This window comes from Rhodococcus sp. MEB064 (assembly GCF_000834565.1).
Taxonomy (GTDB): Bacteria; Actinomycetota; Actinomycetes; order Mycobacteriales; family Mycobacteriaceae; genus Rhodococcoides.
In genome coordinates, this window is sequence record NZ_JXQS01000016.1 from 1 (window position 1) to 24,696 (window position 24,696).

Sequence of the window (24,696 nt, forward strand, 5' to 3'; positions counted from 1 at the left end):
GCGACCACCGAGACCGTGTGGTCGACCGCGCTGACCCTCGGGGGTATGCGCGGACTGCTCGGCCTCACGGTCTCGACGGGTCGTGCGTTCTTCGGCAGGAAGGTCGGCTGAGCCTCAGCTCTGCTGCTGAACAGTATCTTTCGCGTCCTTGGCCTGGTTGCCGACATCCTGCGCCGCGGACGTGCCCTCGTCCTTGACGGTGCCGACGGCGTCGGTGGCGGTCTCCTTGACGGACATCGCTGCGTCCTTCGCCGGCTCCTTCAGGTTGGCCGCCGTGCTCTGCGCGACATCCCTGGCCTCGTCGACCAACGGGGAAGCCTTGTCCTTCAGCGTTTCCGCTGCCTGCTGCTCCTTCGAACTCGCCGGGAGCAGCGACGCGGCAATAAGTCCCGCTCCGAATGCCACCAGACCGGCCGCCAACGGGTTGCCACGTGCGGCGCCCGCGACACCGCTCGGAGCACCCTTGACCTTGTCCCCCGCCGACGACAGCGACGACTGCGCGCTCGACGTCGTGTCGTGGGCGGACCCCATCACACGGTCCCGGACACCGGACACGGCTCCGGTGACACTGCTGACCTTGCGCTTCGCCATGGTGGCTGGATTCGCCTCGTAGGCAAGGGTATCGACGTCGTTGCTCAGTGTCCGCCGCGTACGTTCGATGTCCGCGCGGATCGCATCGGGTTCGGTCATGGTCGCCTCTCCTCATGATGTGCGCTCGTGTCTCGAGCGACGGTGTCCGGGTGGGGTGTGAGCGCCCCGGGGATGTCCTTCACGGTGTCGGTGGTGCGGGGCATCCCGGGTGCCGACTTCAGCGACGAGCGCCCGACCACGGCGAGAACGGCCGCGATGACGGCCCAGATCACGGTCACCACCAGTGCCGACCATCCGCGCCCGATGGCGTTGCCGAGGCTCCACCACAGAGCGACCGACAGGAACAGCAGCACGAAATACCCGGCAACTGCTGCACCGGCGAGCATTCCGGCCCCTTTACCGGCGCGGGTGGCGGTCTGACGGGCCTCCGCCTTGGCCAGCGCGAGCTCCTGGCGCATCAGCACCGAGAGATCCTCACTGACGTTGGAGAGCAGTTCACCGATCGACGGGTTTCCGTCCGACCGGGTGTTCGGTGCGGTCACGGCAGCCGCCCGGTGGGATCGGTGCCGAAGTCGGGGGGACCCATCGCCTCACCGAAGCCCGACGGCTGCACACCCCCGGCGGGTGGAATGCCGCCGGTGGGTGGCATGTCGCCACCGGGGGTGACGCCCGCACCCGGATCGGCGTATCCGACCGTCGTCGTGGTGGCGAGAGGTTCGACGCCGCCGTCGGCGTGCGAAGCCCGTGACCTCGTCCAGGACGTGGCCCGGTTCACGGTCGTCCAACCACGATGCGATGGTGTGCGAGCGCTCGGCGGCCTGCCGTGCCAGATCGGTCGCCACGCCCGGGTTCTGCGAGCCGTCGGCCATCGAACCCAGTTCGTCGGCCAGGGACCGCAGGCCGGACGCGACCCGCTTCTGTTGCGCACCTGCCTGATCCGTCAGTTCGCGTCGAGTCTGGTGCGCGAGTTCCTTCGCGCGGTCGGTCGCCTCGCCGGCGACGGACGCAGCCTGATCCTGCGCGACGGATACCACGTGCTTCGTCTTGTCGGCAGCAGTACCGGCGACGTCCGCGGCCTGATCCTTGGCCGTGGACGCCGTCGACTGCGGCTCGTACTCCGCGTGTCGGCCGGGCGGGGGGCCCGCGGACACCGGAGGCGGAGGTGCAGGAATATTTCCGGTGGAGTGAGTCATGGTATGTCCCAACAGGTTCGCGAGTCGTACTCGGACCCGGCTGAGATATCCCGCGAAGAACGGAGAAACCGTTCTCACCGAGAAAACCGGAAGGAATGGTCAGGCTCCGAGTTTGTCCACCATGTCGTCCAGGGCGGCCGCCGCGGTCGCCAGACGTTCCGGGGAACGGTCGTCGCCCAGTTGCTCCACGATCGCCGCTTTCGTGGTGATCAACACGGAGTCGGACTCGTCGTCGGTCACGACGGGCCGACCGTCACGCAGCACCAACGACGTTCCGTCGGGTGCCTCCAGCAGGTGCTCGAGCATGTCTGCTGTCACTGTCATCGTCGTTCTCCTCGTGTCTCGAAAGGTCAGGGCGTGGCTTCGTGCCCTCGTTGGCCGTGGGTGCGACGGTCCTCTTTCATCTCCGCCTCGAAGACGTGTCTGCGGCCGCCCATCAGATCGTCGCGGATCCGACGCTCGTGCTCGCGCACCGTGGACCAGTACCCGTCGTCGAAATCCTCGACGATCTGAAAGGTCCATCGGCCCTCGATCACGTTGCGTCCGACGACCTCTGCCTCGAGCGCGTCGGCTGCAGCAGTGTGGCCGGCCTCCCGCAGCTCGTCGGCAGCCTTACCCAGTTGCAGATCTGCGTGCCCCATCATCTGATGGAACGAATACAGCTGTCCGCGTGCACGTTCCACCCACTCCAGGGCCTCGGACACCGAACCCACAGCGGACACCGTGGCGTCGTCCGCGTCGGTGGGACGGCGGTGGTCGGCCAGCATCTTCTCGCGGTCTTCACTCATGTCGAGTGGTTACCCTCGCCGTATCCGTGCGAACCGCGACAGCGTCCGCACACCCCCCAGAAGAAGACGTCGATACCGTCGACCGCGAAGTCGTCCGGGTCGCCCGTCGAGCGGCGGACGTCGGTGGTCAGCGACGTGTCGAACACCTGCCGGCATTGCCGACACATCAGGTGATGGTGGTCGTCTCCGTCCACCCGTAGTTCGTACAGCGCGGGGGAGTTGGCCGGCTCGATCCGGCGGAGCAACCGCGCCGACACCAGGGCGTCCAGGTTCCCGTACACGGTCTGGCGGGACATCCCCTGCGGCGACAGTGTGCGCGCCACGAAACCGGCGTCGACGTGCGGGTGCTCGGCCACCACGCGAAGCACTCGCATGCGGGGCCGCGTCACCCGCAGGCCTCGATCGCGCAGCACCCGCTTCCAGTGCGTTTCCGACGGTGCGACCGTCGCGACTTCGTCTGTTTGCACGACGCCGGTGTGCCCTCGGACGGACGTGCGAAACCACTTCGTCCCGGTCAGTCCGTGGTCGGCGCCGCCGCCCTGATCTTGCGACGGTGACTGGTGTCGCAGAAGGGATAATTCTTGCTGCGGCGGCACGCGCACAGCGCCACCATGAACCGATCGGAACGCACGCTCGTGCCGTCGTCGAGTTCGACGACGACGGGACCCTCCACCATGACGGGGCCGCCGGGCACCATCCGGACGGCTCGGGCGGCCCGCGGGTCAGGGGCGTCGGGCACGGATGACCACCAGTTCCTCGGAACGACGGCCCGGCTGCAGCGCACCCGTCGACTCGAGCCACTCGGCACGTGCGTGCATCACCGGACCGAACGCGATGCGGCGACGCGCGACGACGTCCACCGTGGTTCCGGAGCGACGCAAGCGCTCGACCGTGCGCGCCTCCCCGGCGAACTCGGACTGCACGATCAGCATCGTGCCGCCCGGGACGAGGAGATCGGACGCGTTGTCACACAGCGGATCCAGGACGATCCGGCCGTCGGAACCCGCATCCCACGCGCGATGCACTCCACGTCCGGTGGGCGCGGCGGGCGACGGAACGTAGGGAGGATTGGACACCACCAGATCGAAGGGCGCCGCGAGAAGCGCGTCCTCGAGAGTTCCCTGCCGAGCATCGACGGTCACGCCGATCCGATCGGCGTTGTCCAGTGCGCACGCGACGGCACGGGAGTCGAGGTCGTAGGCGAGCACCTCGCGAGCCCCGAGACATGCCGCCTCCAGGGCGAGGACGCCGGTTCCGGTGCACAGGTCCAGGACTCGGGCATCGAGCGGCGATGCTGCTACAGGCATGACGTCGCACATCAGTCGGGAGTCGTCCTGCGGGGCATACACACCGGGGTGAGCGCGAATCATATCGATCGTGTCGCGGTGAACCGTCGTCACACGAGTACCTTCCGTCGGCGCAGCGGTGCGCTGGCGACAATTGCCGCCATCAGTTACCTATGCATTCCCGCTCACCGGTTACTCAAACGCCGCGAAGAATGGTCACCATCGTCGCGCGATGATCTCCGCGATGCGCGGAATCTCGTCGTCCGGCAATGGTTCCGACCCGATCACGACCTGTCTGCTCAGCAGACCGTCCACCGACATCGCGAACAACTCCGCGGATGCGACGGTGGCCGGGTATCCCGCCTCGGCCATCTTGGACGCCACCAAGGCCACGAACGCCCCGAGTTGCGAGTCGAACGCTGCCTTCAGTTCGGGACGCACCAGGCCTTCGCCGAGGAGGTGGTGGCGCGCCATGACCCGGCCGCGATGCGCGTCGCTGCACATCTCGCGGACGAACCCCACGAGGGCACCGACGACTGCTTCGTGCTCCCACGACTGCAGGGCGAAGTGCCGCGCGGCCACCTCGAGATCGCGGCGGAACACCTCGTCGAGGGCCAACGCGAGCAAGGTCGCGCGGTTCGGCGCGTGGTAGTTGACGGCCCCGGCACCGAGGCCGGTGGCCTCGTCGACAGCGCGATGGGTGAACCCCCGCGGCCCGCGTTCGGCCAGGACACGAACGGCAGCTTCGGCGATGAGCAGCCGCCTACTGGGCTTGTTCGCTGGATCCACGTCGAGCATATTACGGCCCTGACGTGCGGAAAGATAATCAATCGGACATCCGTGCCCGCCGTCGCATCGATGTCCGGTCCGGGGAGAAGCTCTTGACACCGGAGCCACCGACCCGTTTTCTATACAGATGTTGAGGAATCGAACCATGGGTCGCCGCGGCTTCTTCGCTGCTGCCGCTGTCGCCGCCGGGGCTGTCACGCTCGCCGTCGCACCACGAAGTTCCGCCGCTCCCGTCGCTCTCGGAGCGCCTGCCGACACGCACCGTTATCCGGGGTACCGGGGCGCCGACGTCGATCTGCCCTACGCGAGGTACATGCAACCGCGCACCGCCCCCGCTCAGCAGCACGTGCTCGACGCCGTCGCTGCTCCCCCACTGCCCGCGGCAGCGGTGCCCCGCTTCGACGACATCACCCACGACCTCGCCGCCACCGGAACATCGGCCGTCGAAACCGGATACGGGCAGGGCGCCGACGGTGTGGTGTTCGTGGCGGCGCGGACGGAGATGCCGGGCGTCACCGCGGCGATGTGGGACTGGTGGTTCGGATGGCATTCCACCGAGGCCGCGCGCTACAAGTTGTGGCATCCCGACGCCCACCAATACGCGTCATTGGCGACCGATCTGACGGGCACGTCGCTGCCGGACAAGCAGAAGTACATCGGCAACACGACATACGTCGACGAGTACGTGGGACCCAAGCTGCAGCAGCTGGGGATCAACTTCCGGGACCCCGTCGCTCACGGATTCACCGTGCCGACCGATCAGACGATCATCTTCGGACGCGTCGGCAGCAGCATCGCACCGGTCGACCTGGGGTGGCTCGCCCATCAGGTCCGGCCGATCGACGGCGGCGCCGAGATGCGCAGCCGTTTCCACCTCAACCTGCGGGGGCTGCACGTCCCCGATCTGACGCAGGCAGCCAATGCCGTCGCCCGAGGCGCCTCGGTGGACCCGACGGACCTGCAACTGGGCCTGGACCTCGGTCGGGACCTGATGCTGCACTGCGGGCAGGAGATGAACCACCTCGCGCAGTTCCTGCCGGAGCTGTACGCGGAATTCTCGCGCTGATCAGCCCGTCGACCCCGAGCTCTTCGACTCGGAACCCTTCGACACCAGCTCGGCCGACAACCGACTGATCGCGGTGTTGGAATCCTGGGACAGGCGGGTCAGCAGGGAGAACGCGTGCTCGGCGTCCACACCGAACCGCTCCATGATCATTCCCTTGGCCTGTCCGATGATGTCGCGCGACGCCAGGGCCGAGTGGAGCTGGTCCTCGACCCGGCTGGAGGTCAGAGCGATCGCCGCGTGGGTCGCCAGCGCCTCCCCCACAGCGATCGCCTCGTCGCTGAAGGCGGACGGTTCGTGAGCGAACAGGTTGAGGGCGCCGAACGTGTCCCTGTGGGTGAACAGCTGGAACGACAGCGAACTACGCACACCGGCCTCGACGGCTGCGGGCGCATACTTCGGCCACCGCATCTCGAGAGTGAGATCGTCCGCTCGCACGACTTCCACCGACGTCGCCGCGTCGAGACACGGACCCTCGCCGAACTCGATCTGCAGCGCGTCGAGGCGGGGAGGGAGATCGGATGTCGGTCCGTGCGAGGTGAATGTCGACTTGCGTCCGGCGATCTCCACGATGTCCGCCGCGTCGGCGCCCGGGACCAGGTCCAATGCCGCTCGCGTGATCTCTCTGAGCTTGGTGTCGAGGTCGCCGTGCGCCGTCAGGTCTCGGGCGAACAGCGCCAACGCCGACGTGATGTCTCGCTCGCTCATACGCTGCTCCATCCATGTCGGGCGGGCTGAACGGAACACCCCACTGTGCCGACCGGACATATGTGTCCGTCGGCACCTATGGATTGACCGCACGGCCCCTCGGGTAAACAAGGACGACCCACCGAAAGGCACGTCGTTGCGCATTCTCGTCACCGGGTCCACCGGCTACATCGGTTCCCGACTCATTCCTTTCCTCCTCGGCGACGGCCACGTCGTCCTCGCGGCCATGCGCGACGACAGCAAAGCGTCGTCGTTCGCCTGGAACGAGGACGTGACGCCGGTGCACTTCGACATCACCGACCACGACTCCATCGACAGCGCGGTGAGCGGCGCCGACGCGGTGGTCTACCTGGTGCATTCGATGGACGACGGCGACTTCGTCAAAAAAGACCGCGAGGCAGCTCAGGCTGTCGCCGCGGCCGCGGAGAAGCACGGCGTCGGCCGCATCGTCTATCTTTCCGGGCACGTTCCCGACGACGACATCGAGCTGTCCGACCACATCCGCTCCCGCCTGCAGGTCGAGGAAGTCTTCCTCAACTCGTCGGTGCCGGCCACCGTGCTGCGCGCGGCAATCATCCTGGGCGCGGGATCGACGTCGTTCGAGTTGGTCCGCAAGATGGTCGAGCGGCTGCCCGTCACCCCGGTTCCCAGTTGGATGGTGAACAAGGTGCAGCCCATCGCCACGACCGATGTCCTGCAGATCATCGCCGCCGCGCTGAAGGCCGACCCGATCGCCGGATCCTTCGACATCGGCGGAACCGAAGTGCTCACCTACCCCGAGCTGCTCTCGCGCTACGCGGACATCGCGGGCTTGGCGCGGCCGCAGTTCCGCGTCCCGCTGGTCCCCACACCGGTCGTCGGGCGGGCGGTCGCCACCATCACCGGCATGCCCCCGGGCACCGTGATATCCCTGGTTGACAGTCTCCATCACGACATGGTCGTCCGACGGGGCAACGCGGCGACGGACACCTTCGCCGACGCGGTGGGCGAGCTGGTCGGGATCGACGAGTCGATCAGGCGCTCCCTTGAAACCAGCACCCACGACGGCACGGACGCGGAGGGAACGACCGATCCCCAGTCCGCTGCCGACACCGACCCCTCGTGGGCCGGTGGCGTGGTCAGCCTGCAGGACGGCGACGTCGTCCACTCCCCGACCGGGAAGATCTCGCGGGCAATGCTGCATCCCAAGTCCTGACGGGTGGTTCCGGCGTCGTCCTTCGGGTACCCGCCGAAGATGACGAATACCGAAGAGACAGTCGACCAGTACACCAAACGTGACCCGACGACTGCGTACGGAGTACCGGATCGCGAAGGGCAGGAACCGATCTCGCATCCGGGACTGACCGGCGACCTCCGGACCACACCCGACCACGGGGAGAGCACCTACCGGGGATCGGGCCGACTCACGGGCCGCAAAGCGCTGATCACCGGCGCCGACAGCGGCATCGGCCGGGCCGTCGCGCTGGCCTTCGCGCGCGAAGGCGCGGACGTCGTCCTGTCCTATCTCGACGCCGAGGAGGAGGACGCGACGCAGACGGCGCGCCTCGTCGAGGAGGCCGGCCGGCGGGCGGTGAAGGCTCCGGGCGACATCCGCAGCGAAGAGCACTGCAACGATCTGATCGACACGGCGTTCCGCGAACTCGGCGGTCTGGACATCCTGGTGAACAACGCCGCGTTCCAGATGGCGCAGAGCGGCGGCATCGCCGACATCAGCACCGAGCAGTTCGACCGAGTTCTCAAGACGAATCTGTACGCACTGTTCTGGTTGTCGAAAAAGGCCGTGTCGGTGATGGAGCCGGGCGCGACCATCGTCAACACCGCCTCGGTGCAAGGGGTGTCCCCGTCACCGGAGCTGCTCGACTACGCCACCACCAAGGCCGGCATCATCAACTTCTCGAAAGGACTGGCGTCCGAGGTGGCACCTCGCGGAATCCGCATCAATGTCGTTGCGCCGGGGCCGATCTGGACCCCATTGATTCCCGCGACAATGCCGTCGGACAGTGTCGACGGCTTCGGTGACCAGGTACCGCTGGGCCGCGCCGGTCAACCCGCCGAACTCGCACCCGCCTACGTGTTCCTCGCGTCGGGCGAATCCAGCTACATCACAGGTCAGGTCATCGGTGTCACCGGTGGCGCACCCATTCTCTGAGAGGCAACACTCATGAAAGCAGTGACATGGCACGGCAAGCGTGACGTTCGAGTCGATACCGTCCCGGATCCGGTGATCCAGGAGCCCACCGACGCCATCATCGAAGTGACATCGACCAACATCTGCGGATCCGATCTGCACCTCTACGAGGTGCTCGGCCCGTTCATGAATGCGGGCGACATCCTGGGCCACGAGCCCATGGGCATCGTGCGTGAGGTGGGAAGCGCGGTGTCGAACCTGTCGGTCGGCGATCGTGTGGTCATCCCGTTCCAGATTTCCTGTGGCTCGTGCTACATGTGCGACAAGCTGCTCTACACACAGTGCGAGACGACGCAGGTTCGCGAATCCGGCATGGGCGCAGCGTTGTTCGGCTACTCCGAGCTGTACGGATCCGTGCCCGGCGGACAGGCCGAGTACCTCCGGGTCCCGCACGCCGACTTCACTCACATCGCGGTGCCGGAGGGTCCCGACGACTCCCGGTTCGTCTACCTGTCCGATGTCCTGCCGACAGCATGGCAGGCCGTGCAGTACGCCGATGTTCCCGAGGGCGGCACACTCACGGTTCTCGGACTCGGCCCCATCGGCGACATGGCCGCACGCATCGGCATCCATCTGGGCTATCGGGTCATCGGCGTCGACAGGGTGCCGGAGCGCCTCGAGCGTGCGCGCGCCCGCGGTGTCGAGACCGTCGATCTGCGCGCCCACGGCGGACAGGTCGGGGATGCCATCCGTGACCTCACCGACGGCCGCGGAACGGATTCCGTCGTCGACGCCGTCGGCATGGAGGCGCACGGTTCCCCGGTGGCCAAGGCGGCGCAGCAGCTCGCCGGTCTACTTCCCGATGCACTGGCGAAGCCGATGATGGAGAAAGCGGGAGTAGACCGACTCGACGCCGTGTACTCCGCCGTCGACATCGTGCGCCGCGGCGGAACCATCTCACTGTCGGGTGTCTACGGCGGCGCGGCGGACCCCATGCCGATGATGACGATGTTCGACAAGCAGATCCGCCTCCACATGGGACAGGCGAACGTGAAGCGGTGGGTCGACGACATCATGCCGCTGCTGACCGATGCGGATCCGCTGGGTGTCGACGACTTCGCGACGCATACACTGCCGTTGACCGACGCACCGCACGCCTACGACATCTTTCAGAAGAAGCAGGACGGCGCGGTGAAGATCATTCTCCGACCGTGATCGGGACCAGTCGGTCGAGCTCGAGAACGCCGAGGGTTCGCCGTACGCGCATCGACGGCGCGATGACGCGGTCGATGGCGTGCGGCGACTCCGCCAGCGCGTTCTCGATGGCCGTCACGCCGGCTGAACTGAAGAATTCGACGCCGCCGAGATCGAGGACGAGGGCGGAGACCGCCAGCCGATGCCGTAGCGCGGTTTCGAACTCGAAAGCCGTGACCAGGTCGACGTCGCCGTGAACGGTGAGCGTCGGCGAGCCGGTGACGGGGGCATCGATGGTGAAGGAGATCGGGAGTTGATCGGTGGACGGGGTGTGTGACGTCATCGATGTACCTTTTCGGCGCTTCCCGGCCGCGACCGGGTGTGTTCAGCGAAGGGCCCGACTCTGGACCACCGTGTCGATGATGTTGCCGGACCCGGGTGACGTTCCCACAGACGGCAAGATCACGAATAGATCACGGTAAGTAACAGAAGGGTCACGGCGCTACCGGCACCCCGACCGAGCTGCCGGTACCGCTCCCGTGTCAGCTCCGGGTAGCTCGCAACGCGTCGGCGGCCGACACGGGCTCGCGGCCGAGGAGCCTCGCCAGAACACCGGACTCGGTGTCCAGATCCCCGCGTGCGATGCCCGCGTCGGCGCTCGCGAGCATCTGCGCGACCGGGGTGGGCAGACCTGCACCTTCGAGCGCACCGACGTGCTCGTCGGTGGACAGATCCTTGTAGGTGACGCCGGAGCCGATGACCGCGGCGATCGCATCGGCCACGCCGTCGTAGGTCAGACGCTCGCCACCCAGCTCGTAGACCTTGCCGGCCTGGTCGTCGGAAAGTAGGACGGCCACCGCAGCGGTGGCGTAGTCGGCACGTGCCGCACCCGCGAGGACACCCTGGCCACCGCTGCCGATGATGGCTCCGGTCGCCGCAGCCTGGTCGACCGACGCGGCGTAGTTCTCCCAGTACCACCCGTTACGGAGCAGGACGGACGGCACCGACGACGAGGCCAGGCGCTCCTCGGTCGCGACATGCTCGGGAGCAAGACTGATCGTGCTCGTGTCAGCCTTCAGCACGCTGGTGTACGCGATCAACGAGACACCCGCGGCCTCGGCCGCCTCGATCACGTTGGTGTGCTGCGCAACTCGCTTGCCGACCTCCGAACCCGAGACGAGCAGCAGCTTGTCGACGCCGTCGAACGCGGCACGCAAACTCGCCGGATCGCCGTAGTCGGCGACGCGGATGGTCACGCCGCGAGCGGCAAGATCGGCAGCCTTGGCCTCGTTGCGGACGACGGCGACGATGTCGCTCGCCGCGACACCGTGGTCGAGAAGTGCGTGGACGGCTGCCGAACCGAACTGGCCCGTAGCTCCGGTCACCGCATATGTGGTCATGACATGTCTCCTGGGTCGAAAAGGCGGACGCGGCTCGGTCCGAACCGCTCGTCGACCACTATGCGCTTACTTTTCGTACAGTGCAACATCATCAGTAACCGGTGACTGTTCGGCTGGTACTCTGGGAGTGTGCCCGACATCGATCCCACACTCGAAGCAGACGTGTTCTCGCGCAACTGCTCGTCCCGCGACACGATGCAGGACATCACCGGTCGATGGGGCGTGCTGGCGCTCGCTGCGCTGGCGGAGGGCCCGTACCGATTCGGGGCACTGCGACGGCGCGTGGACGGCGTGAGTGAGCGGATGCTGTCCCAGACTCTTCAGCGTCTCGAGCGCGACGGTCTGGTCACCAGGACGGTGCTGGAGCAGATCCCGCCCAAGGTGGAGTACACCCTGACGGATCTGGGGCGTGCGGCCGCCGACCACCTGGTGGGTCTGATCGACCTCGTCCAGTCGAACATCGCGACCGTGACGGCTGCGCGCGCCGAGTACGACGCGCGCAGCACGGCCACGATCTAGCTGGTGCCGCGACCGGTCTCGGACTGCAGCCGGTCGATCATCTCGGACGCCTGCGCCTTGTTCAGGTCGGACGGAACATCTTCCTTGGCCTCACGGGCGAGCGTCTCCAGGTAGCTCAGCTGGGGACCGGTGGGCGGCTCGTCGCCGGTCACCCAGTCGGACGGATCCTTCTCGGCACTCTGGTCGACAGCGCCGGTGTTCTCTGGTGTGTTGTCATCGCTCATACGTTCGACTGTACCCATCGCGCCGTCCTCGCAAACCGTCTCGACGTGCGCCACAAACGGCAACGGTGCGGTCCATTGGCTCGCCGAGCCGTATTCGTGCCGCTTTACTTCGTACAAACCCGCGCAACACACTCGTTTCCCAGCAAATCTTCAGCCCGGGGTGCTACAAACGGCGTTGTGATCGTCTTCGTGGCAATAGCAGTGCTCTGGTTCGGAGCCGCACTGGCCATTGCTGTGCTCCTCGGACGCGCGGCATCTCGTGCCGATCGCGAGGAGCTGGGCTCGCAGAACGCCTGGGACATCGCCGAGATCGATCAGGAATTCCACGGTTCTCGCTGACCGTTCTGCCGATAACGGTCCGATCTCTACAGGACGACGGACGAAGAATTCTCCGCGGTCGGTTCCAGCGACATGTACGCCGTTTCCAATCGCTGCACCGCAGCCGACAAGCGGTCACCGTTCTCGGCATAGGGCAATCGGACATAGCGCTCGAAAGCCCCCTCGACGCCGAAACGGGGACCCGCGGCCACCGCCACCCCGTGCGACGGTGCGACGGCCGCCAACGCCGTGGAGGTCGCCGTCGGCATCTGCAACCACAGCGACAGGCCGCCCGGCGCGCGGTCGTAGGTCCAGTCGGGAAGACGGTCCGCCAACGCGGCAGTCAGGGCATCGCGATTGCGTCGTAGTTCGGCGCGGCGGGGGACGACCACCTCGTCGTGCCTCTCGATGAGGGCCGCGCACGCCAGCTGGTCCATGATCGGTGTGCCGATGTCGACGGCCGCCCGTGACGTCGCCAGGCGCGAGATCAGCGACGGTGCCGCCCGGATCCATCCCACCCGCAGTCCACCCCAGTACGACTTCGAGGCCGACCCGACGGTCACGACCGTCGACGGATGCCCGACCGACGCCACCGGCGGCGGGGGCGCCTCGTCGAGCCACAGATCGGCCATGGACTCGTCGACCACGAGGGTCGTGCCGGTACGACGCGCATTCGACGCCAGTTCGGCTCGACCGTCCGCGTCGAGCAGTGCGCCCGTCGGATTGTGGAAGTCGGGGAGAACGTAGGCCATCCGGGCCCCGGTCTGCGACGCCGCGTCGCGTATCGCGTCCAGATCCCACCGTCGCGCGGAGTCACCGGACGGGCGCAGCGGCACCGGTACCGCGCGGGCTGCCGTACGTCGGATGGCCTCCAGCGCATTGGGATACGTCGGATGATCGACCACGACCCGATCACCGGGCGAGACCAACACCTCGAGCAGGAGTCGCCACGCCTGCTGCGCGCCGGAGGTCACCATGATCTGATCCGGCGACGTCGGGAGACCACGCTCGTCGTAGCGTCGAGCGATCGCGCGACGTAGGGCGACGATCCCGACGGGCTCGATACCGTGGCCGGTGTAGTACGCCGGAAGCGCTTCCAGCGCAGCGGTATACGCGCGCGTGACCTCCTCGGAGGGTGCGGTCACCGCAGCATGGGTCATGTCGATCACCGATGCCGGCCCGGGCTGCCCGGCGTTCACGACGCGACCGGAACTCGGACGGCGGGTCGCCGGCGGAAGTGCGACCGTGCTGCGTGAGCCCTGCCGGCTGAGCAGGTAGCCCTCGTCGCGCAGTGCCGCATAGGTATTGGTGACGGTCGTCCGGGACAGGGTCAGCGCACCGGCCAGGTCGCGTTCGCTGGGCAGCGCCACCCCGAGCGGGATACGGCCGTCGTGCACCAGGAGGCGGATCCCGTCGGCCAGCGCCCGGTACACGGGCCGATGCTTGCCGGACGGGCGCCAGTGACCGAGGTCGCGCACCAGCGTCGCCGCACCGATCACTCGACTCACCATGAGAGCCAGTATCGCTCAGGCCGTGCGGGCGGATCCCATCAGGAAGGCGCCCGTGCCCGGTAGCCACCCGACGGTGCCACCCTCGAACACGTTGTACCGGCCGTGGCCGGTAGGCGTGCGCTTCTGATTGGTCACCGGATACCCGAGCGTGCCGCCGGCTCCGCCGTGGTCGAGATACCAGGCGAGGATCTCGCCGTGCACCTCGAACGCACCACCCTCGGGGAGCGCGAACACGACCGCGTGCTGGAACTCGAGCATGCCGCCGCCGCGCGGACCGAGCATCAGTTCACCGACACGGGTGCCGATCCACGAATGCTCCAGGGCGAACCGCTCGAACTGGCACTCGAAGACCTCGAGTCCGACGTACGTGCTGTCCATGGCGGCCACCCTCCAGTGACTCGGTCCCGCCGAGAAACGGATCCAACTGTTCCGTCTCATAGCGAGCCTGAGCCACAGTATGAGCTATGCAGGCACTTTCGTCATCACATTTGTGACAAGCCGGAAAAACCGACCGATCAGCCCAGGATGTCTCGACGCACGATGGTCTGATCCCGACCCGGCCCGACGCCGATGTACGACATGTGGGACCCGGACAGCTCCTCGAGTCGCAACACGTACTTCTGGGCGTTGACGGGCAACTCCTCGAACGAGCGCGCGCCCGAGATGTCTTCCCACCACCCCGGCATCTCCTCGTAGATCGGCTTCGCGTGGTGGAAACCGGTCTGCGTCATCGGCATGTCGTCGTGGCGGACGCCGTCCACGTCGTACGCGACGCAGATCGGGATGGTGTCGAGTGACGACAGCACGTCCAGCTTGGTGAGGAAGTAGTCCGTGATGCCGTTGACCCGCGTCGCATAGCGGGCGATGACGGCGTCGAACCATCCGGTGCGGCGTGCGCGGCCGGTGGTGACACCCACCTCGCCGCCCTGCTTGGCCAGGTACTCCCCCGACTCGTCGAACAGCTCCGTGGGGAACGGGCCCGAGCCGACACGCGTCGTGTACGCCTTCAGGATGCCGAGGACCGTGGTGATGCGGCCGGGACCCACACCGGAGCCGACGGATGCGCCACCCGCGGTCGGGTTGGACGACGTCACGAACGGATAGGTCCCGTGGTCGACGTCGAGCAACGTGCCCTGCGAACCCTCGAGCAGCACGGTCTCCCCGCGCTCGAGCGCCTGGTTCAGCGCGAGCCTGGTGTCGGAGATGCGGTGCTTGAAGCCTTCGGCCTGGCCCAGGACTTCCTCGACCACGGCTGCGGGATCCAGCGCACGACGGTTGTAGATCTTGGCCAGCACCTGGTTCTTGAACTCCAGTGCCGCCTCGACCTTCTGCGTGAGGATCTTCTCGTCCAGGACATCCGCGGCGCGCACTCCCACGCGGGCGATCTTGTCCTGGTAGCACGGGCCGATGCCGCGGCCCGTGGTGCCGATCTTGCGAGCTCCGAGGAACCGCTCGGTGACCTTGTCGATGGCCACGTGGTACGGCATGATCAGGTGCGCATCGGCGCTGAGCAGCAGTTTCGTCGTATCGACGTCACGCTTCTCGAGGCCGTCGAGCTCGGTGAGCAGCACACCCGGATCCACCACGACGCCGTTGCCGATCACGTTGTTGACGCCCGGGGACAGGATTCCCGACGGGATGAGGTGCAGCGCGAACTTGTCACCGTTGGGCAGGACGACGGTGTGACCGGCGTTGTTGCCACCCTGGTAGCGCACCACCCACTGCAGCCGCTCGCCGAAGAGATCGGTGGCCTTGCCCTTGCCCTCGTCGCCCCACTGGGCGCCGATGAGGACGATTGCCGGCATGTGTTGCTCCATCACTCGAATGAGCAGCCGGACCGTCCCGGGCTGCGGCTCGTGAGGATGACACGACGAACGTCGTGCATCGACCATGACCGGTGACACAGTGTACCGCCCGGGCCGAACGGCACCGCTCGCAGCCGACCGCACACCGTACTGCCTGGTCTTCTGTCGCGGTCGCCCGGTCAAAGCGACGCGTAATCGAGACCCGGCGACGCTCACTCCGGAGTCCACGTCCCCGAAGTCCTGATTATGGTGGACAACGACCCTCCCGAGCGATGACAAAGGACCCTTTCGCGTGACTCCGTTCGTCTTGCAGTGCGGCAGGCCCCTGGTGCCCATCGCGCTGTCCTCGCTACCGCTGACCGCGGTGCCCGAGGTGCCGTCGAGGGAAGAATGCGATGCGGTGCTCGCGGAACTCGACGGACTGCACGACCCGCGTCTGATCGTGCTGGGCACCGACGCCTCCCTCGCCGCCGTCCTCACCCGACTCATGCGACGCGACCGTCTCGACATCGAACTCGCGTACGTCGCGGAATCGGCCAGCGAGGCCAGCCATCTGTTCCGCGTCGGCACCGGGTCCCGCGCGGCGAAGGTCGCGCTGTCGGGCAAGGCGTCCCCCACCCCGTTGATCCGGGACGATGCCGGCTCCGCCGTCGTCGGGCTCGCCACCGTCTCCGGTCCGCGAGGCCACCTGGTCGGCGAGGCATACGTCGACGACACCCGACTCTTCTCCGGCGAGGTCCCCGGCATCGAGGTCTCCCCCACCCTGGAGATGCCCGGCCTGCGGGCACGCGTCCAGGGCAAGCGTGGCCTGTTCCGCAAGCGCTGGATCACCGGCCGGGCGATGCAGCTGGGCGCCACCGCCGCTCGGCTCACCAAGGACGGTGTCGACATTCCCCGCGAGACCACGCGGTCGACGATCTACCGCCACGACAAGCAGTGGTTGCTCGTCCGCTGACCTAGACGCCGGCGTTCCGCGAGGCCGCCAACGACTCACGCAGTTCGGCAGCATTGCGCGGCCGCGCGTTCGGATCCAGCAACCCGTCGGCCGCCAGCTCCGCCGCCAACGCCAGCGTCCACGGAGTCCGCAGACGGGCCTGCCTCACCAGGTCCTCGTCCGACAACAATGTCACCGGGTCCCCCTGCACCACGACGCCGTCGACGACGACGGCAACCGAGTGAGACCACTCGAGCGCGAGCGCGACGTCGTGCGTCGACAACACCACCGTCGTGTGTGCGTTCTCGAGGCGGGACAGCGCGGCGAACATCTCGTCGACACCCTGCGGATCCAGGCCGGCAGTGGGCTCGTCGAGAAGCAGGATGCAGGGACGCATAGCCACGGCTCCTGCCGTCGCCACACGCTTGCGCTCGCCGTAGGAGAGCTGATGCGTCGGGCGGGACCGCAGATGGTCGATACCCATCACGTCGAGCGCGGCGTCCGTCCGGTCGCGGATCTCCCCGGCGGTGAGGCCCAAATTGACCGGGCCGTACGCGACGTCGCGATAGACGTCGACCGAGAACAGTTGATCGTCGGGGTCCTGCAGCACCAACTGCACTTCCTGTCGGTGCGCGCGCAGGCCGGACCGCGAATACCGCAGCGGAACGTCGTCGATCTCCACACGGCCGGCGTCGGGCTCGACAGCTCCCGACAGACAGCGCAGCAGAGTTGTCTTTCCCGACCCGTTGGCTCCCAACAGCGACACCCGTCGCGCCGCGGGTACGTCGATCGTCGCACCCCGCAGGACCGGCGGACCGCCCTGATAGCGGACGACGATGTCGCGAGCAGTCATCGTGCGATGGCTCATCGCGCACCTCCGAGCGACACCGCGACCACCGCGGCGAGAACCAGCACCGTGACCGACAGGAAAGCCGGTGAACTGCGCTGCACGTCGATCGGATCGGCGGACACGGCGTCACCGAACTCGCGCCCGGCCAGCCCCGCTTCGAGTCGGGACGCCCGATCCCAGGATTTCACCAGGACGGCAGCCGTCAGCAGACCCGCCGACTGCATCGAGCGCCGCGGCGAGGAGTAGCCCAGCCGCGAGGACTGCGACTGACGGATGGTGTGGACCGACACCAGCAGCACGAACAGGAACCGGTACATCACGGCGGCGACGTCGATGCACGCCTGCGGGACCCGGAGTCGTCGCAGTCCCGACAGGATGTCGATCATCGGAGTCGTCATGGCGAGCAGGAGAACCGCCGACGTCCCGGCGACCGCGTGCCCGGACACCTCGAGGGCGCGCCCGACGCTGTCCTGCGTCACACCGATGCTCCAGTCGGGCGTCGCCGTGACGGTGATCGCGACCGAGACGGCACCCAGCGCGATGAACACCGCAGGGGCAGCGAGTGCGCGCAGCACCGGCCGCAGCGGCGTTCGAGCCATGACCGTCACAGCGCCCAGAGAGACCGCGGTGACGACGACGGCCCCCGGCCACGGCGGCAGCAGCAACGCGCACACCACGAGACCGAGCGACAGCAGTGCCTTGTCGGCGACGGATCGCGTGCGCCACGCACTGGCCCACGCCGCGTCGTCGGTCGCGAGACCCTGCATCTAGGTCCGCTCGAGTTCGGCGCGCAACGCTTCCAACTTCCGACGTCCACGCAGCGCCGCCACCACGTATCCGAGGATCACGCCGCCGACCGCCGCCTGCAGCGCGAACAGGCCCGACTCGACCTCACTGGACGTCGGGGAGAAGACCGAGGTGAACCACGGGACGTAGTCCGGGTGGTCCTCCTCGATCCGTGCAGTGGCCGCCGAATCGGATCCGACGAACCGTTCCTGGTCACCGCTGCGGCCGGCGTCGAGCAGCAGCGCTGCACCGACGATGAGCACGACCCCGCCCGCGAGCAGCAGGTTGATCCACACGTTCCTACGCATCGACGGCGCCCTTCTCCCGTCGGAGCACACCCAGAGATAGCAGTTCCGGCGTCGCGACGGTGCGCAGGACGCGGAACACCAGGACACCCAGCAGACCCTCGGCGATGGCGAGAGGAATCTGGGTGACGGCGAAGATCGACAGGAACTTCGTGACGGCACCGAGCACGCCGCTCTGCGGATCGGGGAACGCCAACGCGATCTGCACGGACGTCGTGCAGTACGTGGACAGATCCGCCAGCATCATCGCGAAGAACACCGAGAGCGACAGACCTCCGCCCAGCATTCCGGTGAGGCGGAACGCGGCGTACCCCACCCACGGACCGACGACGGCCATCGAGAACGCGTTGGCTCCGAGCGTCGTCAATCCTCCGTGGGCCAACAGCAATGCCTGGAACAGCAGCACCACCGTGCCGAGGAACGCCATGACCGGGGGCTTGAACAGCACCGCCCCCAACCCGGTTCCGGTGGGGTGGCTCGAGCTGCCGGTCACCGACGGGAGTTTGATCGCGGACAGGACGAACGTGAACGCCCCCGCCGCGCCCAGAAGCAGCCTGCTGCTCGGGTTCTCCCTGACCTGGATGACGACGGCGCGAGCACCGTGAACGACGAACGGCGCCGCGACGCACGTCCAGACTGCCGCGTGAACGGGTGGCAGAAAACCCTCGGCGATATGCACGAGTGGAACTCCTCAGATTGCGCGTCCGATTCGAGTTACCGTGCACGGCTCGGCGATCTGACTCACGGACTGCTAGTCCGTTCACAGTGGCGCGACCGTCCCGGAATCTCACCGGGTTCCCCTCACCAGCACGGAGCGAGTGCTGGTGACCCGCTCCGGTCATACTCGCACACCGTCACCAGGTGAGTTCGTCCCTGCATGTCGGTCCGTGGACAGCAGGTTCGACCTGCACGGTCGCGTGATCGAGACCGTACGAGGACAACACCGTCTTTCCCCTGGCGAGCATCACGGACGCCGAGCCGTCGGAGGTGATGTGCACGGTGGCCACGTCCATGCCGGTGGTCAGAGTCCACACGTGCAGGTCGTGCACGTCCACGACGCCGGGCAGCGCGCGGAGATCTGCTTCGAGGGCGGCGATGTCCACGTTCGACGGGCTCGCCTGGGTGAGGATGCGCAGCGACTGGCCCGCCAGCGACAGCGCGCGCGGCACCACCCACAGCGAGATGGCGATACCGACGACGATGTCCGCCCACGTCCAGTCGAAGACGAGCAGGAGAACGCCCGCGATCAGCACTCCGACGCTGCCCACCGTGTCCGCCAGCACTTCGAGATAGGCACCGCGTACCGCGATCGAATCCTTCGCGTCGGCGCGGATGAGCAGCATGACCACGAGGTTCGCGACCAGACCCGCCGCGGCCGTCAGCACCATCGCGAGGCCGGGGATGTCGGGCTGGTCGCCGATACGCCGGATCGCCTCGACGAAGATGAATACCGCGACACCGAGCAGCAGCACCGCATTGGCCACGGCCGTCAGCACCTCCGCGCGGTGCCAGCCGAATGTCCGTGCAGCAGAATTGCTTCCGCGGCGCGCGAGGCTCAGTGCGATGAGGCCCATCGTCATCCCGATGATGTCGGTGAGCATGTGGCCCGCGTCGGCAAGCAGCCCGAGGGACCCGATCACCAGGCCGACCGTCAGCTCCAGCGCGAAGAATGCAACGAGGACGAACCAGGCGATCCCCATCCGCCGCAGCCGCCCCTCGCCGGCCCCCTGTGCCGGTGTGTGCGCGTGTCCGTGCCCCGCTCCCATGCCCGTGACGATACATGCAGGATCGTGCATATGGGGAGCCACCTGTTCCGGCGGGAGTTCTGACTTCCCTCCGTGGTTGCAGTGACCGCGGGAAGACGAAAGGTCAGCGGGAAGCCCGTTCCATCGCTGCCGCCAGCAGACGTCGCAGCCTCTCGGGTTCGCGCAGATCCGCCCACGTCCACCGCACCACGTGGCATCCGAGCGCTCGTAGAGCATCCTCGCGCAACTTCTCCTGGACGACGGACGACGCCCCGCCCTCGTACTTCACCATGCCGTCGAACTCGCCGACCAGGGTGCCGTCCCAGTCGAAGTCCGTCCGTGCGACGACGCGACCGTCGACGTCACGGAAGACATGTTGCAGCCTCGGCGCCGGAACCTCGGGCCACCGCATCATCAAAGCTCTGCTCCAGGACTCCCCGATGCTCTCGGTCAGCGGACTCGCCATGTCGACAGCTCGCCGCGCTGTCCCGACACCTCGTCGACGACCCATGCGCTCGAGGGTGCCGGGCAGGTCGGCTCGGTGACACCTCAGCGCTGACTCGACGGCACAGAGCGCCGCCTCGAACGGGACCGTGCACGCAATGTCGAGCGCGGTCCGTGCAGGTGTGGTCACCGCCAGACCGTCGACGAGCATGATGTCCGATGCCGTGAGCGGCACTCGATGCTCGGCGACCGTCGAACTGGTCGATCCCCCGCCGCGCCCGTCCATGCTGATGTGAACGCGTGTCCTGTCGGGCGCGAGGATCGGTAGTCGGTGCAGCACTGCGGCCGATTCGTGGCTGGCGACGGCGTCGGACGATCGCCGCGACAGTGTGCTCAGCACTCTCATCCGATAGCGCTCGTCAGCCGACGCCGCCGCCCACTCCTGACGAGTGATGTACGTGCCGCGGCTGACTCTGACCAGCTCACCCCTGCTCACGAGGCCCCGGAGCGTCGCGTCGGTAACCTCGCTCGTCGAACGGTGCAGCAGTGTCATGGCACGAGTGTGAGCGACTCGCCGCCGGCCACGCCGTGGTGCTGGTTGCTGCCTGTGGAGCAATCAGAATTCGTCCACAGGGAGTTCCCGCTGGACTTCCGGCTTCCCTCAGTGATTGCAGTGACCGCGGGAAGACGGAAGGTCAGCGGGAAGGTTCAGTCGAACAGTTCCGGCGGCACCGCGGGGTGCTCGACGGTCGGAGGCAGCGTCGCCAGGGCCGAGATGCGTGACAACCCGGCGACCTGCAGCAGATCGACGACGATGGAACGGATCTGCGCCAGCACCACGACTGCGGACAGACCGGCGTCGCGCATGAGTTCCGCCTTGGCACCGACCGCGACGTGTCGCAGCACCCTGGCGGCCTCGGCGCGGTCGGGTTGCTCGCCGGGGTCGGCCAGCATCATGTGCCGCACGACGTCGGTGGCCTGCGCGAGCTTCTCCACCAGGTCGACCAGGCGCGGGTCGAGGATTTCGTCGTCGCGCACCAGGGACAGCGACCGGCGGGCGAGCACCCGGATGTTGCGGACCGCGTTGTCCAGCGGATCGGCCGTCGCGGCCAGTTCCGCGAGCCGTTGCTTGCTGCTCCAGTACAGAGGAGAGATCCGGCTGATCTCGCGCCCGCCCTTGAGGTCGGTGCGCATCGTGTCGATGGCGGGCTGGGTCGCGCGCGCCGCCTTCAGCGCCTGCTCGATCGGGCCGGCGTCGTTGGCCATCAGTCCGTCGGCGACCAACTGCAGCACCCGACCGGCCGTCGCGATGACGGCGCCGGCATCCTTGCGCGCCCGGCGCACCGGGTGGGTAGGTACGACGGCGACGACGGCCAGACCCACGAGCCCGCCGACCAGTGCGTCCACCATGCGGTCGACGCCACCGGAGTTGCCGGGCGGAATCAGCGTCGCCACGAGCACGGCCGACGAACCGGCCTGCATCGGGATGATCGCGCCACCGTCGAGGAACACCGCGGTGGACATCGCCAGGGCGACGACCAGCGCGATCTGCCATGGACCACTGCCGATACCGGCGATGATCGCATCGCCCACACCGATACCGACCGTCACGCCGACCACCAGCTCGGCCGAGCGGCGCATGCGCGCACCGAGCGACACACCGAGCGAGACGACGGCGGCGATGGGAGCGAAGAACGGGGTGAGGTGACCGACGATGTCGGTGGCCACGAACCACGCCAGGCCGGCGGCCAGCGCGCACTGGATGACGGGCAGGCCCGACACCCTCAACCGGCGTGACGACGCCGCGACACGGGCGCGGCCGCGCTGGCGGAGGCCGAGCTGCGGCCTCGTGAACTGCGGGTAGTCCCGGAAACGGGCCATGAACGCCGGGACGCTCTAGCCGACGCCCAACTGTTCCGCGGCGCGCGGGTCACAATCCTCGAGCAGATCGAGGCAGCGGGCGTACTCGTCGGTCTCGCCGATGGACTGTGCGGCGCGCGCCAGGACGGCGACGCAGCGCAGGAATCCGCGGTTGGGCTCGTGGCTGTACGGAACCGGCCCGAAGCCCTTCCACCCGTTACGACGCAACTGGTCCAGACCGCGGTGGTAGCCCGTTCGCGCGTAGGCGTATGCGGTGATGGTGCGGCCGTCCTCGAGGGCGGCCTCGGCGAGGTAGGCCCACGCCACGGAGGCGGTGGGATGTGCGGCCGCCACCTCTTCGGGGGCGGTGTGGTTCAGCAGAGCGGACTCGGCCTCGTCGTCACCGGGCAGCAACGTGGGCTGGGGACCGAGCAGATCACCGAAGGAAGTCATGTACGACAGTCTCCCACGGAGCGCGCGGGAGACGTCGGGCGCTGGATACAGTGCTCGCGTGTCCCCGGATAACTCGCGCCCCGCCGCACCGCGCCGCATCGAACCCAGCACCGCGCCTAAGAAGGTGTCGACGCGCTCCGGGGGTCGCCGACGCGGGCCGTGGATCGCCGCGGCACTCGTCGCGCTGCTGGCCATCGCCGGTGTCGTGGCGTTCGCGCTGACTCGCGGCGGCGCGTCGGCGTCGGGGCCGAGCGACGACGAGAAGATCCGCACCTCGATCGACACCTTCACGACGGCATTGCGCGACGGCGACCTGGCCACACTGCGCACCGCGACGTGCGGGCCGCTGGCGTCGTTCTACGGGGGAATTTCCGACGCCGATTTCGCCGCGACGCACGACGCGGCCGTCGCCGCCGGGACGGTACCGGTGGTGGAGAGCGTCGACACCGTGCAGATCACCGAGGCGCAGCCGCCGGATCAGACCACGGCGATCGCTCAGGTGACCGCGCGCACCGAGGGCGCGGAGCCCTCGGCGCGCACGTTCGATCTCGCGCTCGACGGCGAGACCTGGAAGGTCTGCGCCTGAGAGTGATCGTCAGCCTGCGGAGACGCTGCGTCCGGCCGACTTCAGGTCGTTGCACGCCTCGACGACGCGAGCCGACATGCCGGCCTCGGCCTTCTTGAGGTAGCTGCGGGGGTCGTAGACCTTCTTGTTGCCGACTTCGCCGTCGACCTTGAGGACGCCGTCGTAGTTGGAGAAGAAGTGACCGACCATCGGACGCGTGAAGGCGTACTGGGTGTCGGTGTCGACATTCATCTTGACGACGCCGTACTCGAGCGCCTCTTCGATCTCGCTCTTGGCCGAGCCCGATCCGCCGTGGAAGACGAAGTCGAACGGCTTGGATCCGGCTGCCAGACCGAGCTTGTCGGAGGCGACCTTCTGGCCGTCCGCGAGGACGGAGGGCTTGAGCTTGACGTTGCCCGGCTTGTAGACGCCGTGGACGTTGCCGAAGGTGGCGGCCAGCAGGTAACGCGAACCCGCATCGCCGGCGCCGAGCGCCTCGACGGTCTTGAGGAAGTCCTCGTTCGAGGTGTACAGCTTGTCGTTGATCTCGGCCTCGACGCCGTCTTCCTCGCCGCCGACCACACCGATCTCGATCTCGAGGATGATGCGCGCCGCGGCAGCCTTGGCCAGCAGATCCTTGGCGATCTCGAGGTTCTCGTCGATCGGCACCGCCGAGCCGTCCCACATGTGCGACTGGAAGAGCGGGTTGCGACCGGCGTCGACACGCTCCTGGGAGATCGCGAGGAGCGGACGCACGTAGGTGTCGAGCTTGTCCTTGGGGCAGTGATCGGTGTGCAGCGCGATGGTGACGTCGTACTTCGCGGCGACGACGTGCGCGAACTCGGCCAGGGCGACTGCGCCGGTGACCATGTCCTTCACACCGAGGCCGGAACCGAACTCGGCACCGCCGGTGGAGAACTGGATGATGCCGTCACTTCCCGCGTCGGCGAATCCCTTGATCGCGGCGTTGATGGACTCGGAGCCCACGCAGTTGATGGCGGGGAATGCGAACTTGTGTTCCTTGGCGCGGCCGAGCATCTCGGCGTACACCTCGGGAGTTGCGATCGGCACGAAGAAACCTCCACGGTGAGCGAACGGGGCGCCCGTCTGGGCGCGGTCACCTAGCAGTATGTCAACTCTCACCCGGTCTCCGTGCCCCGCCCGCCGTACTCGCGAGTAGCCGTGGTGAGTTGCACTACATCGGAAGAAGTACTCGGAGGCGCCGGTACTGTGGGCG

33 protein-coding genes and 1 riboswitch are annotated in these 24,696 nt (G+C 67.6%); of the genes, 8 read left to right on the forward strand and 25 right to left on the reverse strand.

Going from position 1 to position 24,696, the window contains the following annotated elements:
- Positions 1–114 precede the first annotated feature (114 nt).
- The 9 genes from RU01_RS08620 to RU01_RS22080 all read right to left on the reverse strand — a co-directional run bounded on the left by RU01_RS08620 (position 115) and on the right by RU01_RS22080 (position 4,647).
- Complete coding sequence (locus RU01_RS08620; protein WP_042574136.1) at positions 115–690, reverse strand: DUF3618 domain-containing protein; 576 nt, start codon at positions 688–690, stop codon at positions 115–117.
- Entirely contained in the window at positions 687–1,133 is a 447-nt protein-coding gene (locus tag RU01_RS08625; RefSeq protein WP_042574137.1) for a phage holin family protein, read from the reverse strand. The genes RU01_RS08620 and RU01_RS08625 overlap by 4 nt, the downstream gene beginning before the upstream one ends.
- A gap of 48 nt (positions 1,134–1,181) precedes the next feature.
- Positions 1,182–1,784: a hypothetical protein gene (locus RU01_RS08630; protein ID WP_156148845.1), complete on the reverse strand. Its 603-nt coding sequence runs from the start codon at positions 1,782–1,784 to the stop codon at positions 1,182–1,184.
- 99 nt (positions 1,785–1,883) lie between these two features.
- On the reverse strand, positions 1,884–2,108 hold the full coding sequence (locus RU01_RS08635; protein ID WP_042574138.1) for a hypothetical protein: 225 nt from the start codon (positions 2,106–2,108) through the stop codon (positions 1,884–1,886).
- A 26-nt stretch (positions 2,109–2,134) separates the two neighbouring features.
- The gene (locus RU01_RS08640) at positions 2,135–2,572 is read right to left on the reverse strand and encodes a hypothetical protein (RefSeq protein ID WP_042574139.1); all 438 of its coding nucleotides are present in this window, start codon (positions 2,570–2,572) and stop codon (positions 2,135–2,137) included.
- A complete protein-coding gene (locus tag RU01_RS08645; protein ID WP_042574140.1) occupies positions 2,569–3,039 on the reverse strand; it encodes a Fur family transcriptional regulator in 471 nt (156 codons plus the stop codon). The genes RU01_RS08640 and RU01_RS08645 overlap by 4 nt, the downstream gene beginning before the upstream one ends.
- A 47-nt stretch (positions 3,040–3,086) precedes the next feature.
- Complete coding sequence (locus RU01_RS08650; RefSeq protein ID WP_042574141.1) at positions 3,087–3,269, reverse strand: CDGSH iron-sulfur domain-containing protein; 183 nt, start codon at positions 3,267–3,269, stop codon at positions 3,087–3,089.
- Positions 3,270–3,294: 25 nt separating this feature from the next.
- A complete protein-coding gene (locus RU01_RS08655) occupies positions 3,295–3,942 on the reverse strand; it encodes a methyltransferase (protein ID WP_197074722.1) in 648 nt (215 codons plus the stop codon).
- 132 nt (positions 3,943–4,074) lie between these two features.
- Positions 4,075–4,647 carry a TetR/AcrR family transcriptional regulator gene (locus RU01_RS22080; protein ID WP_162245376.1) on the reverse strand — a complete coding sequence of 191 codons (573 nt, stop codon included), beginning with the start codon at positions 4,645–4,647 and terminating at the stop codon, positions 4,075–4,077.
- 127 nt (positions 4,648–4,774) lie between these two features.
- Here RU01_RS22080 and RU01_RS08665 point away from each other — a divergent pair, with 127 nt between their 5' ends.
- Positions 4,775–5,713, forward strand: coding sequence for a DAPG hydrolase family protein (locus RU01_RS08665; protein WP_231568646.1), 939 nt, complete (start codon positions 4,775–4,777; stop codon positions 5,711–5,713).
- On the opposite strand, the gene RU01_RS08670 is transcribed toward RU01_RS08665, so the two are convergent.
- Positions 5,714–6,418 carry a GAF and ANTAR domain-containing protein gene (locus RU01_RS08670; protein WP_052493198.1) on the reverse strand — a complete coding sequence of 235 codons (705 nt, stop codon included), beginning with the start codon at positions 6,416–6,418 and terminating at the stop codon, positions 5,714–5,716. It lies immediately after the preceding gene.
- 136 nt (positions 6,419–6,554) lie between these two features.
- On the opposite strand from RU01_RS08670, the gene RU01_RS08675 reads away from it, so the two are divergent.
- Genes RU01_RS08675 through RU01_RS08685 form a run of 3 tightly spaced genes read left to right on the forward strand, consistent with a single transcriptional unit; the run spans position 6,555 to position 9,761 of the window.
- The gene (locus RU01_RS08675; protein ID WP_052493188.1) at positions 6,555–7,613 is read left to right on the forward strand and encodes an NAD(P)H-binding protein; all 1,059 of its coding nucleotides are present in this window, start codon (positions 6,555–6,557) and stop codon (positions 7,611–7,613) included.
- Between the two features lie 39 nt (positions 7,614–7,652).
- Positions 7,653–8,567 carry a glucose 1-dehydrogenase gene (locus RU01_RS08680; RefSeq protein ID WP_042574261.1) on the forward strand — a complete coding sequence of 305 codons (915 nt, stop codon included), beginning with the start codon at positions 7,653–7,655 and terminating at the stop codon, positions 8,565–8,567.
- Between the two features lie 12 nt (positions 8,568–8,579).
- Positions 8,580–9,761 carry a zinc-dependent alcohol dehydrogenase gene (locus RU01_RS08685; protein ID WP_042574143.1) on the forward strand — a complete coding sequence of 394 codons (1,182 nt, stop codon included), beginning with the start codon at positions 8,580–8,582 and terminating at the stop codon, positions 9,759–9,761.
- Here RU01_RS08685 and RU01_RS08690 read toward each other — a convergent pair.
- Together RU01_RS08690 and RU01_RS08695 are read right to left on the reverse strand one after the other, a co-directional pair.
- A complete protein-coding gene (locus tag RU01_RS08690) occupies positions 9,745–10,083 on the reverse strand; it encodes an STAS domain-containing protein (protein ID WP_042574144.1) in 339 nt (112 codons plus the stop codon). The genes RU01_RS08685 and RU01_RS08690 overlap by 17 nt on opposite strands.
- Positions 10,084–10,282: 199 nt before the next feature.
- A complete protein-coding gene (locus tag RU01_RS08695; RefSeq protein ID WP_042574145.1) occupies positions 10,283–11,140 on the reverse strand; it encodes an SDR family oxidoreductase in 858 nt (285 codons plus the stop codon).
- Positions 11,141–11,269: 129 nt separating this feature from the next.
- Here RU01_RS08695 and RU01_RS08700 point away from each other — a divergent pair, with 129 nt between their 5' ends.
- On the forward strand, positions 11,270–11,659 hold the full coding sequence (locus tag RU01_RS08700; protein ID WP_042574146.1) for a winged helix-turn-helix transcriptional regulator: 390 nt from the start codon (positions 11,270–11,272) through the stop codon (positions 11,657–11,659).
- Here the strand turns inward: RU01_RS08700 and RU01_RS08705 are convergent.
- Positions 11,656–11,883 carry a DUF3072 domain-containing protein gene (locus RU01_RS08705; RefSeq protein WP_042574262.1) on the reverse strand — a complete coding sequence of 76 codons (228 nt, stop codon included), beginning with the start codon at positions 11,881–11,883 and terminating at the stop codon, positions 11,656–11,658. The two genes, RU01_RS08700 and RU01_RS08705, sit on opposite strands and share 4 nt — an antisense overlap.
- Positions 11,884–12,072: 189 nt before the next feature.
- On the opposite strand from RU01_RS08705, the gene RU01_RS22810 reads away from it, so the two are divergent.
- Positions 12,073–12,222, forward strand: a complete 150-nt coding sequence (locus RU01_RS22810; RefSeq protein WP_156148847.1) for a hypothetical protein — start codon at positions 12,073–12,075, stop codon at positions 12,220–12,222.
- Positions 12,223–12,248: 26 nt separating this feature from the next.
- Here the strand turns inward: RU01_RS22810 and yczR are convergent, their stop codons facing one another.
- The 3 genes from yczR to RU01_RS08720 form a co-directional block, all read right to left on the reverse strand.
- Positions 12,249–13,712, reverse strand: a complete 1,464-nt coding sequence (gene yczR / locus RU01_RS08710; RefSeq protein WP_042574147.1) for a MocR-like transcription factor YczR — start codon at positions 13,710–13,712, stop codon at positions 12,249–12,251.
- A gap of 15 nt (positions 13,713–13,727) precedes the next feature.
- Positions 13,728–14,090, reverse strand: a complete 363-nt coding sequence (locus tag RU01_RS08715) for an LGFP repeat-containing protein (RefSeq protein ID WP_042574263.1) — start codon at positions 14,088–14,090, stop codon at positions 13,728–13,730.
- Positions 14,091–14,227: 137 nt separating this feature from the next.
- Positions 14,228–15,517, reverse strand: coding sequence for an adenylosuccinate synthase (locus RU01_RS08720; protein WP_042574264.1), 1,290 nt, complete (start codon positions 15,515–15,517; stop codon positions 14,228–14,230).
- 292 nt (positions 15,518–15,809) lie between these two features.
- On the opposite strand from RU01_RS08720, the gene RU01_RS08725 reads away from it, so the two are divergent.
- Positions 15,810–16,472, forward strand: coding sequence for a hypothetical protein (locus RU01_RS08725; protein ID WP_042574148.1), 663 nt, complete (start codon positions 15,810–15,812; stop codon positions 16,470–16,472).
- 1 nt (position 16,473) lies between these two features.
- Here the strand turns inward: RU01_RS08725 and RU01_RS08730 are convergent, their stop codons facing one another.
- The 8 genes from RU01_RS08730 to RU01_RS08765 form a co-directional block, all read right to left on the reverse strand.
- A complete protein-coding gene (locus RU01_RS08730) occupies positions 16,474–17,319 on the reverse strand; it encodes an energy-coupling factor ABC transporter ATP-binding protein (RefSeq protein WP_042574149.1) in 846 nt (281 codons plus the stop codon).
- The gene (cbiQ, locus tag RU01_RS08735; RefSeq protein WP_042574150.1) at positions 17,316–18,068 is read right to left on the reverse strand and encodes a cobalt ECF transporter T component CbiQ; all 753 of its coding nucleotides are present in this window, start codon (positions 18,066–18,068) and stop codon (positions 17,316–17,318) included. Before cbiQ ends, RU01_RS08730 begins: the two co-directional genes overlap by 4 nt.
- Entirely contained in the window at positions 18,069–18,395 is a 327-nt protein-coding gene (locus RU01_RS08740; RefSeq protein WP_042574151.1) for an energy-coupling factor ABC transporter substrate-binding protein, read from the reverse strand.
- Positions 18,388–19,071 (reverse strand): energy-coupling factor ABC transporter permease, encoded by a 684-nt coding sequence (locus tag RU01_RS08745; RefSeq protein ID WP_042574152.1) that lies wholly within the window; start codon positions 19,069–19,071, stop codon positions 18,388–18,390. Before RU01_RS08745 ends, RU01_RS08740 begins: the two co-directional genes overlap by 8 nt.
- Before the next feature lie 30 nt (positions 19,072–19,101).
- A riboswitch (cobalamin riboswitch) is annotated at positions 19,102–19,240 on the reverse strand.
- Between the two features lie 6 nt (positions 19,241–19,246).
- Positions 19,247–20,158 carry a cation diffusion facilitator family transporter gene (locus tag RU01_RS08750; RefSeq protein WP_042574153.1) on the reverse strand — a complete coding sequence of 304 codons (912 nt, stop codon included), beginning with the start codon at positions 20,156–20,158 and terminating at the stop codon, positions 19,247–19,249.
- Positions 20,159–20,261: 103 nt separating this feature from the next.
- Positions 20,262–21,134, reverse strand: a complete 873-nt coding sequence (locus RU01_RS08755; RefSeq protein ID WP_042574154.1) for a hypothetical protein — start codon at positions 21,132–21,134, stop codon at positions 20,262–20,264.
- 155 nt (positions 21,135–21,289) lie between these two features.
- A complete protein-coding gene (locus tag RU01_RS08760) occupies positions 21,290–22,462 on the reverse strand; it encodes an FUSC family protein (protein ID WP_082042991.1) in 1,173 nt (390 codons plus the stop codon).
- Positions 22,463–22,477: 15 nt separating this feature from the next.
- Positions 22,478–22,894 (reverse strand): DUF3151 domain-containing protein, encoded by a 417-nt coding sequence (locus tag RU01_RS08765; protein WP_042574155.1) that lies wholly within the window; start codon positions 22,892–22,894, stop codon positions 22,478–22,480.
- A 58-nt stretch (positions 22,895–22,952) separates the two neighbouring features.
- Here RU01_RS08765 and RU01_RS08770 point away from each other — a divergent pair, with 58 nt between their 5' ends.
- Positions 22,953–23,480 carry an Rv0361 family membrane protein gene (locus tag RU01_RS08770; protein ID WP_042574266.1) on the forward strand — a complete coding sequence of 176 codons (528 nt, stop codon included), beginning with the start codon at positions 22,953–22,955 and terminating at the stop codon, positions 23,478–23,480.
- A gap of 9 nt (positions 23,481–23,489) precedes the next feature.
- Here RU01_RS08770 and fbaA read toward each other — a convergent pair whose 3' ends face one another.
- On the reverse strand, positions 23,490–24,530 hold the full coding sequence (gene fbaA, locus RU01_RS08775) for a class II fructose-bisphosphate aldolase (RefSeq protein WP_042574156.1): 1,041 nt from the start codon (positions 24,528–24,530) through the stop codon (positions 23,490–23,492).
- Between the last annotated feature and the right edge of the window lie 166 nt (positions 24,531–24,696).

Bases quoted from the DNA above. Each gene is read 5' to 3' on its own strand.
- RU01_RS08620 (WP_042574136.1), bottom strand. From the start codon at position 690: ATGACCGAACCCGATGCGATCCGCGCGGACATCGAACGTACGCGGCGG.
- RU01_RS08630 (WP_156148845.1), bottom strand. From the start codon at position 1,784: ATGACTCACTCCACCGGAAATATTCCTGCACCTCCGCCTCCGGTGTCC.
- RU01_RS08635 (WP_042574138.1), bottom strand. From the start codon at position 2,108: ATGACAGTGACAGCAGACATGCTCGAGCACCTGCTGGAGGCACCCGAC.
- RU01_RS08640 (WP_042574139.1), bottom strand. From the start codon at position 2,572: ATGAGTGAAGACCGCGAGAAGATGCTGGCCGACCACCGCCGTCCCACC.
- RU01_RS08650 (WP_042574141.1), bottom strand. From the start codon at position 3,269: ATGGTGCCCGGCGGCCCCGTCATGGTGGAGGGTCCCGTCGTCGTCGAA.
- RU01_RS08655 (WP_197074722.1), bottom strand. From the start codon at position 3,942: ATGATTCGCGCTCACCCCGGTGTGTATGCCCCGCAGGACGACTCCCGA.
- RU01_RS08665 (WP_231568646.1), top strand. From the start codon at position 4,775: ATGTTGAGGAATCGAACCATGGGTCGCCGCGGCTTCTTCGCTGCTGCC.
- RU01_RS08670 (WP_052493198.1), bottom strand. From the start codon at position 6,418: ATGAGCGAGCGAGACATCACGTCGGCGTTGGCGCTGTTCGCCCGAGAC.
- RU01_RS08680 (WP_042574261.1), top strand. From the start codon at position 7,653: ATGACGAATACCGAAGAGACAGTCGACCAGTACACCAAACGTGACCCG.
- RU01_RS08685 (WP_042574143.1), top strand. From the start codon at position 8,580: ATGAAAGCAGTGACATGGCACGGCAAGCGTGACGTTCGAGTCGATACC.
- RU01_RS08690 (WP_042574144.1), bottom strand. From the start codon at position 10,083: ATGACGTCACACACCCCGTCCACCGATCAACTCCCGATCTCCTTCACC.
- RU01_RS08695 (WP_042574145.1), bottom strand. From the start codon at position 11,140: ATGACCACATATGCGGTGACCGGAGCTACGGGCCAGTTCGGTTCGGCA.
- RU01_RS08705 (WP_042574262.1), bottom strand. From the start codon at position 11,883: ATGAGCGATGACAACACACCAGAGAACACCGGCGCTGTCGACCAGAGT.
- yczR (WP_042574147.1), bottom strand. From the start codon at position 13,712: ATGGTGAGTCGAGTGATCGGTGCGGCGACGCTGGTGCGCGACCTCGGT.
- RU01_RS08715 (WP_042574263.1), bottom strand. From the start codon at position 14,090: ATGGACAGCACGTACGTCGGACTCGAGGTCTTCGAGTGCCAGTTCGAG.
- RU01_RS08720 (WP_042574264.1), bottom strand. From the start codon at position 15,517: ATGCCGGCAATCGTCCTCATCGGCGCCCAGTGGGGCGACGAGGGCAAG.
- RU01_RS08730 (WP_042574149.1), bottom strand. From the start codon at position 17,319: ATGAGCCATCGCACGATGACTGCTCGCGACATCGTCGTCCGCTATCAG.
- cbiQ (WP_042574150.1), bottom strand. From the start codon at position 18,068: ATGCAGGGTCTCGCGACCGACGACGCGGCGTGGGCCAGTGCGTGGCGC.
- RU01_RS08740 (WP_042574151.1), bottom strand. From the start codon at position 18,395: ATGCGTAGGAACGTGTGGATCAACCTGCTGCTCGCGGGCGGGGTCGTG.
- RU01_RS08750 (WP_042574153.1), bottom strand. From the start codon at position 20,158: ATGGGAGCGGGGCACGGACACGCGCACACACCGGCACAGGGGGCCGGC.
- RU01_RS08755 (WP_042574154.1), bottom strand. From the start codon at position 21,134: ATGACACTGCTGCACCGTTCGACGAGCGAGGTTACCGACGCGACGCTC.
- RU01_RS08760 (WP_082042991.1), bottom strand. From the start codon at position 22,462: ATGGCCCGTTTCCGGGACTACCCGCAGTTCACGAGGCCGCAGCTCGGC.
- RU01_RS08765 (WP_042574155.1), bottom strand. From the start codon at position 22,894: ATGACTTCCTTCGGTGATCTGCTCGGTCCCCAGCCCACGTTGCTGCCC.